Source organism: Campylobacter sp. BCW_6889 (assembly GCF_001762535.1).
Lineage (GTDB): Bacteria > Campylobacterota > Campylobacteria > Campylobacterales > Campylobacteraceae > Campylobacter_D > Campylobacter_D jejuni.
Map to the genome: position 1 here is coordinate 25,493 of NZ_MJWZ01000045.1, position 13,764 is coordinate 39,256.

The 13,764-nt window shown below is 31.6% G+C and carries 16 protein-coding genes, 5 tRNA genes and 1 pseudogene; 20 read left to right on the top strand and 2 right to left on the bottom strand.

What is annotated here, in order from left to right; translation table 11 throughout:
- Positions 1 to 13: 13 nt before the first annotated feature.
- The gene (locus AJ939_RS04280; RefSeq protein WP_070233374.1) at positions 14 to 1,201 is read right to left on the bottom strand and encodes an MFS transporter; all 1,188 of its coding nucleotides are present in this window, start codon (positions 1,199 to 1,201) and stop codon (positions 14 to 16) included.
- Positions 1,202 to 1,274: 73 nt separating this feature from the next.
- On the opposite strand from AJ939_RS04280, the gene AJ939_RS04285 reads away from it, so the two are divergent.
- Genes AJ939_RS04285 through recG form a run of 3 tightly spaced genes read left to right on the top strand, consistent with a single transcriptional unit; the run spans position 1,275 to position 5,354 of the window.
- The gene (locus AJ939_RS04285) at positions 1,275 to 2,321 is read left to right on the top strand and encodes a dehypoxanthine futalosine cyclase (RefSeq protein ID WP_070233375.1); all 1,047 of its coding nucleotides are present in this window, start codon (positions 1,275 to 1,277) and stop codon (positions 2,319 to 2,321) included.
- Positions 2,321 to 3,541: a M16 family metallopeptidase gene (locus AJ939_RS04290; RefSeq protein WP_070276162.1), complete on the top strand. Its 1,221-nt coding sequence runs from the start codon at positions 2,321 to 2,323 to the stop codon at positions 3,539 to 3,541. Before AJ939_RS04285 ends, AJ939_RS04290 begins: the two co-directional genes overlap by 1 nt.
- Positions 3,531 to 5,354 carry an ATP-dependent DNA helicase RecG gene (gene recG, locus AJ939_RS04295; RefSeq protein ID WP_070276163.1) on the top strand — a complete coding sequence of 608 codons (1,824 nt, stop codon included), beginning with the start codon at positions 3,531 to 3,533 and terminating at the stop codon, positions 5,352 to 5,354. The genes AJ939_RS04290 and recG overlap by 11 nt, the downstream gene beginning before the upstream one ends.
- Here recG and ctb read toward each other — a convergent pair.
- The gene (gene ctb / locus AJ939_RS04300; protein WP_070276165.1) at positions 5,351 to 5,734 is read right to left on the bottom strand and encodes a truncated hemoglobin Ctb; all 384 of its coding nucleotides are present in this window, start codon (positions 5,732 to 5,734) and stop codon (positions 5,351 to 5,353) included. The genes recG and ctb overlap by 4 nt on opposite strands.
- 94 nt (positions 5,735 to 5,828) lie before the next feature.
- On the opposite strand from ctb, the gene nssR reads away from it, so the two are divergent.
- From nssR to rplL, 17 genes and pseudogenes are all read left to right on the top strand, one after another.
- A complete protein-coding gene (gene nssR, locus AJ939_RS04305; protein WP_070276177.1) occupies positions 5,829 to 6,425 on the top strand; it encodes a nitrosative stress-sensitive transcriptional regulator NssR in 597 nt (198 codons plus the stop codon).
- A 16-nt stretch (positions 6,426 to 6,441) separates the two neighbouring features.
- The gene (locus AJ939_RS04310; protein WP_070276167.1) at positions 6,442 to 7,143 is read left to right on the top strand and encodes an amino acid ABC transporter permease; all 702 of its coding nucleotides are present in this window, start codon (positions 6,442 to 6,444) and stop codon (positions 7,141 to 7,143) included.
- The gene (locus AJ939_RS04315) at positions 7,136 to 7,792 is read left to right on the top strand and encodes an amino acid ABC transporter permease (RefSeq protein ID WP_070233379.1); all 657 of its coding nucleotides are present in this window, start codon (positions 7,136 to 7,138) and stop codon (positions 7,790 to 7,792) included. The genes AJ939_RS04310 and AJ939_RS04315 overlap by 8 nt, the downstream gene beginning before the upstream one ends.
- A gap of 1 nt (position 7,793) precedes the next feature.
- A pseudogene (locus AJ939_RS04320) lies at positions 7,794 to 8,554 on the top strand (amino acid ABC transporter ATP-binding protein).
- 91 nt (positions 8,555 to 8,645) lie between these two features.
- Positions 8,646 to 8,721, top strand: a tRNA-Thr gene (locus AJ939_RS04325).
- Positions 8,722 to 8,770: 49 nt separating this feature from the next.
- Positions 8,771 to 8,856: transfer RNA gene (locus AJ939_RS04330), tRNA-Tyr, on the top strand.
- A gap of 6 nt (positions 8,857 to 8,862) precedes the next feature.
- Positions 8,863 to 8,939, top strand: a tRNA-Gly gene (locus AJ939_RS04335).
- Between the two features lie 103 nt (positions 8,940 to 9,042).
- Positions 9,043 to 9,117: transfer RNA gene (locus AJ939_RS04340), tRNA-Thr, on the top strand.
- Positions 9,118 to 9,185: 68 nt separating this feature from the next.
- On the top strand, positions 9,186 to 10,385 hold the full coding sequence (tuf, locus tag AJ939_RS04345) for an elongation factor Tu (protein ID WP_002855271.1): 1,200 nt from the start codon (positions 9,186 to 9,188) through the stop codon (positions 10,383 to 10,385).
- A gap of 52 nt (positions 10,386 to 10,437) precedes the next feature.
- Complete coding sequence (gene rpmG, locus AJ939_RS04350; protein ID WP_002793551.1) at positions 10,438 to 10,596, top strand: 50S ribosomal protein L33; 159 nt, start codon at positions 10,438 to 10,440, stop codon at positions 10,594 to 10,596.
- A 12-nt stretch (positions 10,597 to 10,608) separates the two neighbouring features.
- Positions 10,609 to 10,684 (top strand) — tRNA-Trp (locus AJ939_RS04355).
- An 18-nt stretch (positions 10,685 to 10,702) separates the two neighbouring features.
- Positions 10,703 to 10,882: a preprotein translocase subunit SecE gene (gene secE, locus AJ939_RS04360; RefSeq protein ID WP_002854985.1), complete on the top strand. Its 180-nt coding sequence runs from the start codon at positions 10,703 to 10,705 to the stop codon at positions 10,880 to 10,882.
- A 9-nt stretch (positions 10,883 to 10,891) separates the two neighbouring features.
- On the top strand, positions 10,892 to 11,425 hold the full coding sequence (gene nusG / locus AJ939_RS04365; RefSeq protein ID WP_002851098.1) for a transcription termination/antitermination protein NusG: 534 nt from the start codon (positions 10,892 to 10,894) through the stop codon (positions 11,423 to 11,425).
- 25 nt (positions 11,426 to 11,450) lie between these two features.
- The gene (gene rplK / locus AJ939_RS04370) at positions 11,451 to 11,876 is read left to right on the top strand and encodes a 50S ribosomal protein L11 (protein ID WP_002779452.1); all 426 of its coding nucleotides are present in this window, start codon (positions 11,451 to 11,453) and stop codon (positions 11,874 to 11,876) included.
- Between the two features lie 54 nt (positions 11,877 to 11,930).
- Positions 11,931 to 12,632: a 50S ribosomal protein L1 gene (gene rplA / locus AJ939_RS04375; RefSeq protein ID WP_070233380.1), complete on the top strand. Its 702-nt coding sequence runs from the start codon at positions 11,931 to 11,933 to the stop codon at positions 12,630 to 12,632.
- A 151-nt stretch (positions 12,633 to 12,783) separates the two neighbouring features.
- Positions 12,784 to 13,263, top strand: a complete 480-nt coding sequence (gene rplJ, locus AJ939_RS04380) for a 50S ribosomal protein L10 (RefSeq protein ID WP_002858610.1) — start codon at positions 12,784 to 12,786, stop codon at positions 13,261 to 13,263.
- Between the two features lie 20 nt (positions 13,264 to 13,283).
- On the top strand, positions 13,284 to 13,661 hold the full coding sequence (rplL, locus tag AJ939_RS04385; protein ID WP_002854820.1) for a 50S ribosomal protein L7/L12: 378 nt from the start codon (positions 13,284 to 13,286) through the stop codon (positions 13,659 to 13,661).
- The last annotated feature ends 103 nt before the right edge of the window (positions 13,662 to 13,764 follow it).

Sequence of the window (13,764 nt, forward strand, 5' to 3'; positions counted from 1 at the left end):
TATTTGTGAATTTTCACAAATATTTTTTATAAAACCACTTCCAATAAAATGCCGCAAAGATAAAAATCATACCCAATAAGCCTGTAATTAGTTCTAAACTCAAGCCTATTTCAAATAAAAAGCCCATAAGCATTGAAATAATAGCGCTAAAACTAAGATAAATCATATCTGTATAAGCGATCACTCTACCATGATATTCTTTGTCAGCATTTTTTTGTATCATAGTGTAGGTGTAAGCCCAAAGTGCTGAGGTAAAAAAACCTGCGCCAATTAAACCTAAAAAAGAAATATAAAAATTAAATTGAGTTAAAGCCCAAAGTATAATACCTAAGCCTTGACCAAGATACATGTAAAATAAATTTTTATCATTAATAAATTTGCTTAAAACCATAGGTCCTATAGCTAAAGAACAAGCACGTACTGCATTTAAAAACCCTATTACTAAAGCAGCAGATAAAACTTCTTTATATTGATGTTGCGCTAAAAGCGTAACCAAGGTTTCATAAGCAGTTAAACCTATAAAAGCGTGAAGCAAGATAAGATGAAAAATTATTTTATTATTTAAAACATAGAAAAATCCTTCTTTTATCATGGTAAAAAAGCGACTTTGTGTTTTTTGATGAAAATCAGGAATGCTTAATCTTACTAAAAAAGAAATGCCTATGAGTATAAGTACACAGTCAAATAAAAAAGCGGTTTTAACTCCTAGAAAATAAATAAAAATTCCCGCACTTGCCATACCTGCTGTATAAGAAATCGCCCAAATGACACTGTGCATTTCATTAGCGAGTTTAAGTTCTTGAGGGGTTAAAATTTTCGCCAATAAACTCATTTCAGCTTGAAAATAAATCGAAGCAACGCAAAGTCTTATGAAGATTAAAATAAACAAAAGCCAAAGTATGCTAAGACTTGTGACAAAAATAAGACAAAAAATAGAAATTAATTCTATGCTAATCATACTGAGTAAAAGTTTTTTAGGTTTATTTTTCTCTACTATGACGCCATTAATAGGAGCAAGTAAAACTCCAGGTAAAAAAGCAAGCATAGCACTTGTAGCTGTTGCCCAAGTAGGAGCATTAAGCTCAACCAAAAGGGTAAAAACCCCCGTTTGAGAAAACCATGCTCCAAAATATACTATAAACTGAACCGAAGCTAATATTCTGATATTTTTATTATTTTTTAATAGTTCAATGTAATTCATAAGCGAAACTATAGCATAATTTATATTTTAAATGCTATAATTATTTTAATTATGTAAAAAACAAGGAAAAATTTTGAAAAGACTGGATAAAAAAGAAGCTTTAGATTTATTACATCATGCGAGTTTAACTGAACTTGGAGAAATGGCTTATAAAAGAAAATTAGAACTTCATCCTGAAAAAATTACCACTTTTGTTGTGGATAGAAATATTAATTATACCAATGTTTGTTGTATTGATTGTTCTTTTTGTGCTTTTTATCGCCATCATAAAGAAGATGATGCTTATATTTTAAGCTTTGAAGAGATAGGCAAGAAGATAGAGGAGCTTGAAGCTATTGGGGGTACACAAATTCTTTTTCAAGGTGGGGTGCACCCAAAATTAAAAATAGAATGGTATGAAGAATTAGTTTCTTGGATAAAAGAACATTATCCAAATATCACTGTGCATGGTTTTTCAGCGGTTGAAATCGCTTATATTGCAAAAGCATCTAAAATTTCCATCACCGAAGTTTTAAAAAGATTACAAACTAAGGGTTTATTTTCTATACCGGGAGCAGGTGCTGAGGTGCTAAGCGATAGGGTGCGTGATATTATCGCACCCAATAAATGTGATACAGTTACTTGGTTAGAAGTACATCGCCAAGCTCATAAAATCGGCATGAAAAGTACAGCTACTATGATGTTTGGAACGGTTGAAAATGATGAAGAAATCATCGATCATTTTGAACATTTAAGAAAATTACAAGATGAAACAGGGGGATTTAGGGCTTTTATTTTATGGAGCTTTCAAAGTGATAATACTGCTTTAATCCAAAAACATCCAGAGATTATGAAACAAAGTTCTAACAAGTATTTAAGACTTTTAGCTTTAGCAAGACTTTATTTAGATAATTTTAAAAATTTACAAAGTTCTTGGGTAACTCAAGGCTCACTTATAGGCCAGCTTGCTTTAAAATTTGGGGCTAATGATTTAGGCTCAACCATGATGGAAGAAAATGTAGTAAGTGCTGCAGGAGCAAGTTATAGAATGAATCAAGATGAGATGATAAGGCTGATTAGAAGTTTAGGCGAAAATCCAGCTAAACGCAATACCGCTTATGAAATTTTAGAAAGGTTTTAATGCAGTATTTAGAGAGTAGGGGTGTTAAAATCCCTTTTATTTTTGAAAAAAATTCTGATTTTCCCATTGTTGTTTTAAAGCTTGTTTTTAGAAATTGCGCTAGAAGTTATGATGAAATAGCAGGCTTGGCTAAGATGTTTTCACGTATTTTAAATGAAGGCGTGGATGATAAATTTTTTAAGGATTTAGAATTTAGAGCGATAAATTTAGAGGCAAGTAGTGGTTTTGAAAGCTTGGAAATCAATCTTTCTTGCTTGAAAGAAAATTTTGATTTTGCTTTAAAGAGTTTAGAAAAATTGCTTTTAAAACCAAGAATGGAAGAAAAAATTTTGCAAAAATTAAAAATCAATGCTTTAGGTGAACTTGCGAGTAAAAATAGTGATTTTGATTATTTAGCAAAAAATTTACTCAATGCTCAAATTTTTAAATGTAAAGAATTTCAAAATCCAAATGATGGAGATGAAAAAAGTATAGAAACTTTGTCTTTAAAAGATTTACAAAATTTTTATAAAAATTTTATCCATCTTAGTGATTTGGTTGTGATTTTAGGAGGAGATTTAGAAGAAAAACAAGCCAAGGAAGATCTTTTAAAACTCTTATCAAAACTTCAAATAGGTAAGAAAAATACTCCAAAAAAATATGAGTTAAGCAAAAACATCAAAGATGAAATTTTGCTACGCCCAGAAAGTGAACAAGCTTATATTTATTTTGCTACACCTTTTTTTGCTGATTTTAAAGATAAGGATTTATATCTTGCAAAAATTGCATTATTTGCTCTAGGGCAAGGAGGATTTGGTTCAAGGATTATGGAAGAAATTCGTGTTAAAAGAGGTCTTGCATACTCAGCTTATGCTATGCTTGATATGAATATGTCTTTTTCTAGAGTTTTTGGATATTTACAAACTAAAAATGAAAGCGCTAAAGAAGCTAAAAAAATCGTAAAAGAGCTTTTTGAAGATTTTATAAAAAATGGTATTACTCAAAACGAACTTGATCAAGCTAAAAATTTTCTCATAGGATCAACTCCTTTGCGTTATGAAAGCTTAAGCAAGCGTTTATCTATGGCCTTTAATGAATTTTATCAAGGTTTAAATTTGGGATATTATAAAGAAGAGTTAAAACTTATGGAAAAGGTTAAACTTGAAACCATCAATGCTTATATTAAAAAACATCAAGAGCTTTTAAATATAAGTTTTGCAAGCATACAAAATGAAAATTAAAGAAAGTGATTTTGAATTTTTTAAAAAATTAAAAATTAGAAGTGCTATTGATTTAGCCCTTCTTTTACCTAAAAAAATTGAAAATTTAAATCCAAGTAAAAATCCTAAAGAAAATGAAATTTGCACCCAAAAAATCACTATAAAAAGCGTTAGTTCAAGAAAAAATCAACTTTTTGGTTTGGGTTTTTGTGAAGAATGGCAAGAAAATATCTCTTTTGTGTTTTTTCATCCTAGAGCTTGGCATTTTGGGATTTGTAAGGTAGGAAAAGAGCTTATTTTTAATGCTAAACTCTCACGTTTTAATCACACTTGGCAATTTAACAATCCTAAAATTTTAACTTCTTTTGAGGGTTTTAGTCCAAAGTATCAAATTTTAGGCTTAAAAGATACAAAAATTGCTGCTTTTATACATAAATATCTTAACTATGAAAATTTAAAAGAAAGTGGCATAGAGGATAAATATATACATTTTCTTTTAAATTTACATGCCTATGATGAAAAAAGTTTTTTTATGTTTGAAAATTTGCAAAATTTTAGCAAAGATTTAAAATACATAGAAATATATAATTTTTTAAAGCGTTTAAAAGCTAAAAAAACACATTTTAAAGCTCATCAAATCAATGTTTTTAATATAGCCAATTGGCTTAAAGATTTGCCTTTTTCTCTTACTAAAGATCAGCTTAATGCCTTAAAAGATATAGAAAAAGATTTGCATTCAAAAGAAGCTAAAAGGCGTGTGATTATGGGTGATGTAGGGTGTGGTAAAACCTTGGTTTTGCTTGGTGCGGCTTTGATGGTTTATCCTAAGCAGGCTATTTTAATGGCACCTACTAGTATTTTAGCGTATCAGCTTTATGAAGAGGCTAGGAAATTTTTACCTGATTTTATGAATATTTTGTTTATTAAAGGGGGTAAAAAAGAAAAAGATTTAGAACAAAATATCCAAAAAGCAAATCTTATCATAGGTACTCACGCTTTAATTCATTTAGAAAGTCATAATGCCGTACTTGTAATGATAGATGAACAACATCGTTTTGGGTCAGCTCAGCGTGAAAAAATTCATTCTTTAAATAAGCAAGAATTTACCCCTCATTTTATACAGTTTTCGGCTACGCCTATTCCAAGAACTTTAAGCATGATACAATCTGAACTTTTAAATTTTAGTTTTATTAAGCAAATGCCTTTTAAAAAAGATATTACAACTTATTGTATACAAAATGAAGGTTTTTCTAAGCTTAGCGAGAAGATCAAGGAAGAAATTGCTAAAAATCATCAAATTATCATTATTTATCCTTTGGTGAGTGCTAGTGATAATATTCCTTATCTTTCTTTAGAACAGGCTAAAGAATATTGGCAGAGTCACTATGAAAAAGTTTTTGTAACTCATGGAAAAGATAAGCAAAAAGATGAAATTTTAGAGCGTTTTAGAGATGAGGGAAATATTTTATTAAGCACTACAGTGGTGGAAGTGGGTATTTCTTTGCCAAGATTGAGCATGATAGTGATTGTAGGAGCGGAGCGTTTAGGACTTGCTACCTTGCATCAACTTCGTGGTCGTGTAGGTCGTGTAGGGCTTAAAAGTACTTGCTATCTTTATACTAAGCTTAAAGAAATTCCGAGTCGTTTAAAAGAATTTGCTAGCACTTTAGATGGGTTTAAAATAGCAGAGCTTGATCTTAAAAATCGTTTGAGTGGAGATTTGCTCGATGGTTTTATGCAGCATGGAAATGAGTTTAAATTTTTTGATTTTTCCAAGGATGAGGAGATTTTACAAAAGGTAAAAAAAGATTTGGCAAAAAAATTGCCAAATTAATGTCCACCGTACTTATAAAGCATATTTTGAAAATGTGAGGCTATCATTTGTGCGCGCTGTAAAATGACATTTTTCATTTCCTCGTTATAAACTATATTTAAACTTTCTTCAAAAAGTTTTAGCCAAACTTCAAAAAATTCTTGAGGAAAAGGAGGTAGATCCAAGTGCTTTTTTAAGGGTTGTCCATTATAATCACCTTCGCCTAAAAGCATACCTGCCCAAAAATTTCCTATTTTTGCTTTATGATCTTTCCATTCTTCATCGTTTGTTCCAATAGCATTGTTAAAAATAGGACCTAAATCCTTATCTTTTCTAACTTTTTCATAAAATATTTCCATGAGTTTTGCTATGTTTTCTTGATTAATTGTTTCAAATTTCATATAAGCCTTTCTTAAATGTTAATTTTATGGCGTTAATATAGCAAAAATAAGATAAATTAAATTTAACATAAGTTAAGAATGGAAAATGTATATAATGAAAGATTATTTAGAGCTTTTATCTAGTGTAGGAAAAATAAAAAAATTTCAAAAAAATAGTATTTTATTTTATGAGGGCGAAGAGGCTAAAAAATTTTTTATTTTACTCAAGGGAAAAATACGTATTTATAAAAGTACAACAAGTGATAAAGAAATTACTTTGCATTATTTTAATCCTCTAAATTTTATAGCAGAAATGCCTGCTTTTAAAAAATTAAATTATCCTGCTAATGCTATTTTTGAAGAAGATGGAGAAATTTTGGAAATTGATTTTGTTAATTTTCAAAATTTATGCAGTGAAAATAAAGAATTCAATTTTTTACTCATCAGTTCACTTTTTGATAAAATCAAAATTTTAGAAAAGAAATTATCTCAAAATGCATTGGATTTAAGGACGAGATTGTTAAAGTATCTTTTGGAAAATGAAAAAAATTTAGATACAATTTCACAAAAACAAATTGCAATTGATTTAAATGTTAGAGCACAATCTTTATCTCGAGTGTTAAAAGAACTTAAAATTTCAGAACTTATTGATACAAAAAAAGGTAGAATTGAAATTTTAAATAAAGATATGATTATGAAAGAACTTTGGTAAAAATTTAAGGTAGGGAATGGATTTTGATTTTATATTATCTCAAGCTCCCGCTTTTTTAACGGCTGCTTGGCTTACGATAAAACTAAGCTTTTTTGGAATTATTTTTTCTTTGATAATAGGTTTGTTTTGTATTTTAATGAGTTATTTTAAAATAAAAATTTTAGAAAATATTTGCAAGCTTTATATAGAGTTTTCAAGAAATACGCCTTTATTAATTCAACTTTTTTTCTTATATTATGCTTTGCCTAAATTTAATATACATTTAGAGCAAATTCCACCACTTAATTTGATTTGTTTAAGCGTAGAAGAAACTTTAAGACCTTCTTTTGCTTGTGCTATAGTAGGACTTAGTTTTTTAGGGGGTTCTTATATGGCTGAGAGTTTAAGGGCGGGATTTGAAGCCATAAGAAAACAGCAGTTTGAAGCCGGACTTTCTTTGGGTTTTTCAAAATTTGGAAATTTGCGTTATGTGATTTTGCCGCAAGCTTTGGCTATTTCTATGCCAAGTATTAGTGCTAATATTATATTTTTAATCAAAGAAACTTCAGTGGTTAGTATTATTGCCTTGCCAGATTTGGTGAATTTAATGAAGAGTTTAAATTCTTTAACCTATAAGACAGATGAGCTATTGTTTTTGTTGTTTATGGGATATTTGTGTATTATTTTGCCTTTGTCTTTTATTTTGCTAAAGTTTGAAAAAAGGTTGTTTCATGCTTGAACTTTTAAATACCGATACGCTTTTAAGACTCTGGCAAGGGCTTTTTGTCACTCTTGAAATTTCATTTATCAGCATTATTATTACTTCGATAGGTGGGTTGTTTTTGGGAATTTTAATGAGTTTTAAAAATACCTATATCTATGCTTTTTGTCGTTTGGGTTTAGAATTTGTACGTGTTATGCCACTTTTAGTATGGCTTTTTGTGGTGTATTTTGGTTTTCCTAGATGGTTTGGGTGGGATTTGAGTTCTGTAAGTGCAGCTATTATTGTTTTTAGCATTTGGGGTTGTTTTGAGATGATGGATTTGGTGCGTGTTTCCTTGCAGAGTATTCCAAAGCATCAGTATGAAAGTGCATCATCTTTAGGTTTAAATACGGTGCAAAGTTTTGTTTATATTATTATTCCACAAGCTATGCGTCGTTTAACTCCTATGAGCATGAATTTACTTACTCGTATGATTAAAAGTACAACCTTTGCTTATTTAATCGGAGCGGTAGAGCTTGTCAAGATAGGGCAACAAATTATAGAATTTCATAATAAAAATGATTTTGCACCTTTTATTATTTATGGTTTGATTTTTTTTATCTTTTTTATACTTTGTTATCCTATCACTTTATATTCAAGAAAATTAGAGAAAAAATGGAGCTAAAATGAGCATACTAAAAATAGAAAATTTACAAAAGTATTATGGTTCGCATCACGCCTTAAAAGATATTAATTTAGAAGTTAAAGCCAAAGAAGTTGTGGTGATTTTAGGTCCTAGCGGATGTGGAAAATCTACGCTTTTGCGTTGTATTAATGGGCTTGAAGAGATTGCAAGTGGTAATATTTATGTTGATAATGAGAAAATAGATAAAGATTTTAAAGAATGGCCAAGAATGCGTCAAAAAGTTGGCATGGTTTTTCAATCTTATGAACTTTTTGAGCATTTAAGTGTTGAAGAAAATATACTTTTAGGACCCATGAAAGTACAAAAAAGAAAGAAAGATGAGGTTTTAAAAGAGGCTAAAATTTGGCTTGAAAAGGTGGGACTTTTGCATAAAATTCATGCTTATCCAAGAGAGCTTAGTGGAGGACAAAAGCAAAGAATTGCCATAGTAAGAAGTTTATGTATGAATCCTGAGTTAATGCTTTTTGATGAGGTTACAGCAGCACTGGATCCTGAGATTGTTAGAGAAGTTTTAGAAGTGATGTTAAATCTTGCAAAAGAGGGTATGACTATGCTTATTGTTACTCATGAAATGGGTTTTGCTAAAGCTGTAGCAGATAAAATTATTTTTATGGATGAAGGAAAAATCATCGAAGAAAATGATCCTAAAAGTTTTTTTGAAAATCCAAAAAGCGAAAGAGCAAAGAAATTTTTAAATTTGTTTGATTATCATAAATAGATAAAAATAATATTGGTTTATGATAATAAACTTTACAAGACTAAAATTTTATAGAAAAACTAAAAAAGTCTTGACAAAAATTTTTTTTTGAGTTATAATCTCACTTTTATTTTTGCTGGTTTAGCTCAGTTGGTAGAGCAGCTGCCTTGTAAGCAGCAGGTCGGGGGTTCAAGTCCCTTAACCAGCTCCATTTATTTTAGCAGTGTTTGACCAGAATATTGAAAAAGCAATATTTTTATGGTGAGTTACTCAAGTGGCCAACGAGGGCAGACTGTAAATCTGCTGGCTTTCGCCTTCCGTGGTTCGAATCCACGACTCACCACCATGCTTTGCGGGAGTAGCTCAGTTGGCTAGAGCATCAGCCTTCCAAGCTGAGGGTCGCGGGTTCGAGTCCCGTTTCCCGCTCCAATAATTTAAAAGAACTGGGAGCTGTATTTTAAAACCTTTAACTTACAGTATATATCCCATTAAGAGTTTTTGTTGTCTGTTATTGTGTATAATTTTTCTGAGCGCTCGTATGGCTCAGAGGTAGAGCACTCCCTTGGTAAGGGAGAGGTCGCGGGTTCAATTCCCGCTATGAGCTCCATGAATTGAAAAAATTATATAGATATAAGACTTGCTTTGCTCAATTTATTTTTTATACGGAGGAAAAAAATGGCTAAAGAAAAATTTTCACGTAATAAGCCACACGTAAATATTGGTACTATTGGTCACGTTGACCATGGTAAAACTACTTTAACAGCTGCTATTTCTGCTGTTCTTTCTAGAAGAGGTTTAGCAGAGCTTAAAGATTATGATAATATCGATAATGCTCCAGAAGAAAAAGAGCGTGGTATTACTATTGCTACTTCTCATATTGAATATGAAACAGACAATCGTCACTATGCACACGTTGACTGCCCAGGTCACGCAGATTATGTTAAAAACATGATTACAGGTGCTGCACAAATGGATGGAGCGATCTTGGTTGTTTCTGCTGCAGATGGCCCTATGCCACAAACTAGAGAGCACATTCTTCTTTCTCGTCAAGTAGGCGTTCCATATATTGTTGTTTTTATGAATAAAGCAGATATGGTTGATGATGCTGAACTTCTAGAGTTAGTTGAAATGGAAATTAGAGAATTATTAAGCTCTTATGATTTCCCAGGCGATGATACACCTATTATTTCTGGTTCTGCTTTAAAAGCTCTTGAAGAAGCTAAAGCTGGACAAGATGGTGAATGGTCAGCAAAAATTATGGATCTTATGGCTGCAGTTGATAGCTATATTCCAACTCCAACTCGTGATACTGAAAAAGACTTCTTGATGCCAATTGAAGACGTTTTCTCAATTTCAGGTCGTGGTACTGTTGTTACAGGTAGAATTGAAAAAGGTGTTGTAAAAGTAGGTGATACTATCGAAATCGTTGGTATTAAAGATACTCAAACAACAACTGTAACAGGTGTTGAAATGTTCAGAAAAGAAATGGATCAAGGTGAAGCAGGAGATAACGTAGGTGTTCTTCTTCGTGGTACTAAAAAAGAAGAAGTTATCCGTGGTATGGTTCTTGCTAAACCAAAATCAATTACTCCACACACTGATTTCGAAGCTGAAGTTTATATCTTAAATAAAGATGAAGGTGGTAGACATACTCCATTCTTTAACAACTATAGACCACAGTTTTATGTAAGAACAACTGATGTTACAGGTTCGATTAAATTAGCTGATGGTGTTGAAATGGTTATGCCAGGTGAAAATGTGAGAATTACTGTAAGCTTGATCGCTCCAGTAGCACTTGAAGAAGGAACTCGTTTTGCTATTCGTGAAGGTGGTAAAACTGTTGGTTCAGGTGTTGTTTCTAAAATTATTAAATAATTTAATAAAGCCAAGTTAAAAGCTTGGCTTTAATTTTTTAAGGAAAATTGAAATGAGAATTAAAGTTGGTTTAAAGTGTGAAGAATGTGGTGATATTAATTATAGCACCTATAAAAATAGTAAAAATACTACTGAAAAATTAGAATTAAAAAAATATTGCCCAAGATTAAAAAAACATACACTTCACAAAGAAGTTAAGCTAAAAAGTTAAGCTTGCGCCCTTAGGGCAATAGCTCCAACGGTAGAGCACCGGATTCCAAATCCGATGGTTGGGGGTTCGAATCCCTCTTGCCCTGCCATAATTAAGGTTTAAATAAATGGAAAAATTAATAACTTATTTTAAATTATCAAAAGCCGAATTAAGGAAAGTAATTTTTCCTTTAAAAGAACAGGTAAGAAATGCCTATATTACAGTTTTTGTGGTTGTTGCGGTAATTTCTTTGTTTTTGGCGTTAGTGGATTGGCTTATGTCCTCTATTGTTTCTGCGATCGTATAAGGAGAGTAAATGAGTACTCATAAATGGTATGCAATTCAAACTTATGCTGGCAGTGAAATGGCAGTTAAAAGAGCCATTGAAAATTTAGTAAAAGATAACGGAATTGAAGAACAACTTAAAGAAATTGTTGTTCCAACTGAAGATGTTATTGAATTTAAGAATGGAAAGGAGAAGATTAGCGAAAGAAGTTTGTATTCAGGATACGTTTTTGCACTTCTTGATTTAAATACAGAGCTTTGGCATCGCATTCAATCTCTTCCAAAGGTTGGTCGTTTTATTGGAGAATCCAAAAAGCCAACCCCTTTAACAGAAAAAGATATTAATTTGATTTTGGAAAAAGTTCACAATCGTGCAGCGCCTAAACCAAAGATTTCTTTTGAAGAAGGGGAAAATGTGAGAATCACAGAAGGGCCATTTGCAAACTTTACTGCAATTGTAGAAGAGTATGATATGGTTCGTGGTTTATTAAAATTAAATGTTTCTATTTTTGGACGCTCAACTCCAGTGGAGATCTTATATTCTCAAGTTGAGAAAATAATTTAATTTATATCAAGTAAGGAGATTTGTTATGGCTAAAAAAGTCGTAGGCGAAATTAAATTGCAAATTGCTGCCACAAAAGCAAACCCATCACCACCTGTTGGTCCTGCTTTGGGTCAGCAAGGTGTTAATATTATGGAGTTTTGTAAGGCTTTTAATGAAAGAACAAAAGATATGGCAGGTTTTAATATCCCTGTTGTCATCACTGTTTATGCAGATAAAAGTTTTACTTTTATTACAAAACAACCACCAGCTACGGATTTGATCAAAAAAGCAGCTGGAATTTCTAAAGGTACGGATAATCCACTTAAAAATAAGGTAGGCAAGTTAACCCGTGCTCAAGTTTTAGAAATAGTAGATAAGAAAATTGCAGATTTAAATACTAAAGATAGAGATCAAGCTGCTAAAATTATTGCAGGTTCAGCTCGTTCTATGGGTGTTGAAATCGTAGATTAATCCTTTCACCGCCAAGGTAAAAGGCGGTAGCACTTTAAAATGCGGAGAAAATAAATGGCTAAGATAGCAAAAAGATTAAAAGAATTATCACAAAAAATTGATTCAAATAAAGAGTATGCTTTAAGCAATGCAATTGATACAATAAAGACTTTAAAGTCTGCTAAATTTGATGAGACTGTAGAAATTGCTTTAAAACTCAATGTTGATCCAAGACATGCAGATCAAATGGTAAGAGGATCTGTTGTTTTACCTGCTGGAACGGGTAAAAAAGTTCGCGTTGCTGTAATTGCAAAAGACGCAAAAGCTGATGAGGCGAAAAATGCTGGTGCAGATATTGTGGGTAGCGATGATTTAGTAGAAGAAATTCAAAAAGGTAATATGAATTTTGATGTTTTGATTGCTACTCCAAATTTAATGGGACTTGTTGGTAAAGTTGGTAGAATTTTAGGGCCAAAAGGTTTAATGCCAAATCCTAAAACCGGAACAGTGACTATGGATGTTGCTCAAGCAGTTAATAATGCAAAAAGTGGTCAGGTAAATTTCCGTGTTGATAAGCAAGGAAATATCCATGCAGGTCTTGGTAAAGTAAGTTTTTCCAAAGAACAATTATGGGACAATGTTAGCACTTTTGTAAAGGCAATTAACAAACACAAACCTGCCGCAGCTAAAGGTAGATATATTAAAAATGCGGCTTTATCTTTGACAATGAGCCCTTCTGTAAAGCTTGAAACACAAGAATTGCTTGATATGAAATAAGAGTTGCTTTTTTGCAACTCTTTTGTTTTAAAATAAACATTTGAAAAAATTTTTGATTTTTTGAGATGTTTATTTTAGATTGAAGATAGTCGAGGCGTAAGCTTAATTGGATTTCCACTCTACTTGAAATCTCAATCGGAAAGGAGAAAATGTGACTAGAAGCGAAAAAGTTGAGATTATTGCTAAACTTGAAGAAGGTTTTAAAGCTAGTGAAGCTATTGTAGTTTGTAATTACAGAGGTCTTAGCACAAAAAAACTAGAAGAGCTTAGAAATAATGCAAGAGAAAACAATGTAAAAGTTCAAATTGTTAAAAATACTTTGGCTAACATTGCTCTTAACAATTCCGGTAAAACAGGTCTAGTTCTTAAAGATACAAATATTTATCTTTGGGGCGAAGATCAGCTAAGTGTTTCAAAAGTAGCTGCTAAATTTGAAGAAAATAACGATAAATTTGAAATCAAAACAGCTCATATTGAAGGCGAAGTTGCAGATGTTGCTAAGGTTAAAGCTCTTGCTAAAATGCCTTCACGCAATGAGTTGCTTGCTATGCTTTTGCAAGTTTGGAATGCGCCAATTACCAATTTCACAATAGGTTTAAATGCGCTTAAAAATAAAAAAGAATCTGAATAAATTAAATAAAAGGATAAAAAATGGCAATTTCTAAAGAAGATGTATTAGAATATATTTCAAATTTAAGTGTTCTTGAGTTATCAGAACTTGTAAAAGAATTTGAAGAAAAATTTGGTGTGTCTGCTGCTCCTGTAATGGTGGCTGGTGGTGCTGCAGCTGGTGGTGCTGCAGCTGCTGCTGAAGAAAAAACTGAATTTGATATCGTTTTAACTGATGGCGGTGCTAAAAAGATTGAAGTTATTAAAATCGTTCGTGCTCTTACAGGCCTTGGTCTTAAAGAAGCAAAAGATGCAGTTGAGCAAACTCCTTCAACTCTAAAAGAGGGTGTGGCTAAAGCTGAAGCTGAAGAAGCTAAAAAACAACTTGAAGAAGCTGGTGCTAAAGTAGAACTTAAGTAATTTTAAGCTTTAAAGTTAGAAGAAGATTTGCCAAGGCAAGTCTTCTTTTTTTATTTTTACCTAATTTTTAGGTCTTCTTTTTTAAATTTACAAAATTTACCAT

Excerpts from the sequence above, each read along its gene's own strand:
- AJ939_RS04280 (WP_070233374.1), bottom strand. The coding sequence starts at position 1,201 with ATGAATTACATTGAACTATTAAAAAATAATAAAAATATCAGAATATTA.
- AJ939_RS04290 (WP_070276162.1), top strand. The coding sequence starts at position 2,321 with ATGCAGTATTTAGAGAGTAGGGGTGTTAAAATCCCTTTTATTTTTGAA.
- recG (WP_070276163.1), top strand. The coding sequence starts at position 3,531 with ATGAAAATTAAAGAAAGTGATTTTGAATTTTTTAAAAAATTAAAAATT.
- ctb (WP_070276165.1), bottom strand. The coding sequence starts at position 5,734 with ATGAAATTTGAAACAATTAATCAAGAAAACATAGCAAAACTCATGGAA.
- nssR (WP_070276177.1), top strand. The coding sequence starts at position 5,829 with ATGAAAGATTATTTAGAGCTTTTATCTAGTGTAGGAAAAATAAAAAAA.
- AJ939_RS04310 (WP_070276167.1), top strand. The coding sequence starts at position 6,442 with ATGGATTTTGATTTTATATTATCTCAAGCTCCCGCTTTTTTAACGGCT.
- AJ939_RS04315 (WP_070233379.1), top strand. The coding sequence starts at position 7,136 with ATGCTTGAACTTTTAAATACCGATACGCTTTTAAGACTCTGGCAAGGG.
- tuf (WP_002855271.1), top strand. The coding sequence starts at position 9,186 with ATGGCTAAAGAAAAATTTTCACGTAATAAGCCACACGTAAATATTGGT.
- rpmG (WP_002793551.1), top strand. The coding sequence starts at position 10,438 with ATGAGAATTAAAGTTGGTTTAAAGTGTGAAGAATGTGGTGATATTAAT.
- secE (WP_002854985.1), top strand. The coding sequence starts at position 10,703 with ATGGAAAAATTAATAACTTATTTTAAATTATCAAAAGCCGAATTAAGG.
- nusG (WP_002851098.1), top strand. The coding sequence starts at position 10,892 with ATGAGTACTCATAAATGGTATGCAATTCAAACTTATGCTGGCAGTGAA.
- rplK (WP_002779452.1), top strand. The coding sequence starts at position 11,451 with ATGGCTAAAAAAGTCGTAGGCGAAATTAAATTGCAAATTGCTGCCACA.
- rplA (WP_070233380.1), top strand. The coding sequence starts at position 11,931 with ATGGCTAAGATAGCAAAAAGATTAAAAGAATTATCACAAAAAATTGAT.
- rplL (WP_002854820.1), top strand. The coding sequence starts at position 13,284 with ATGGCAATTTCTAAAGAAGATGTATTAGAATATATTTCAAATTTAAGT.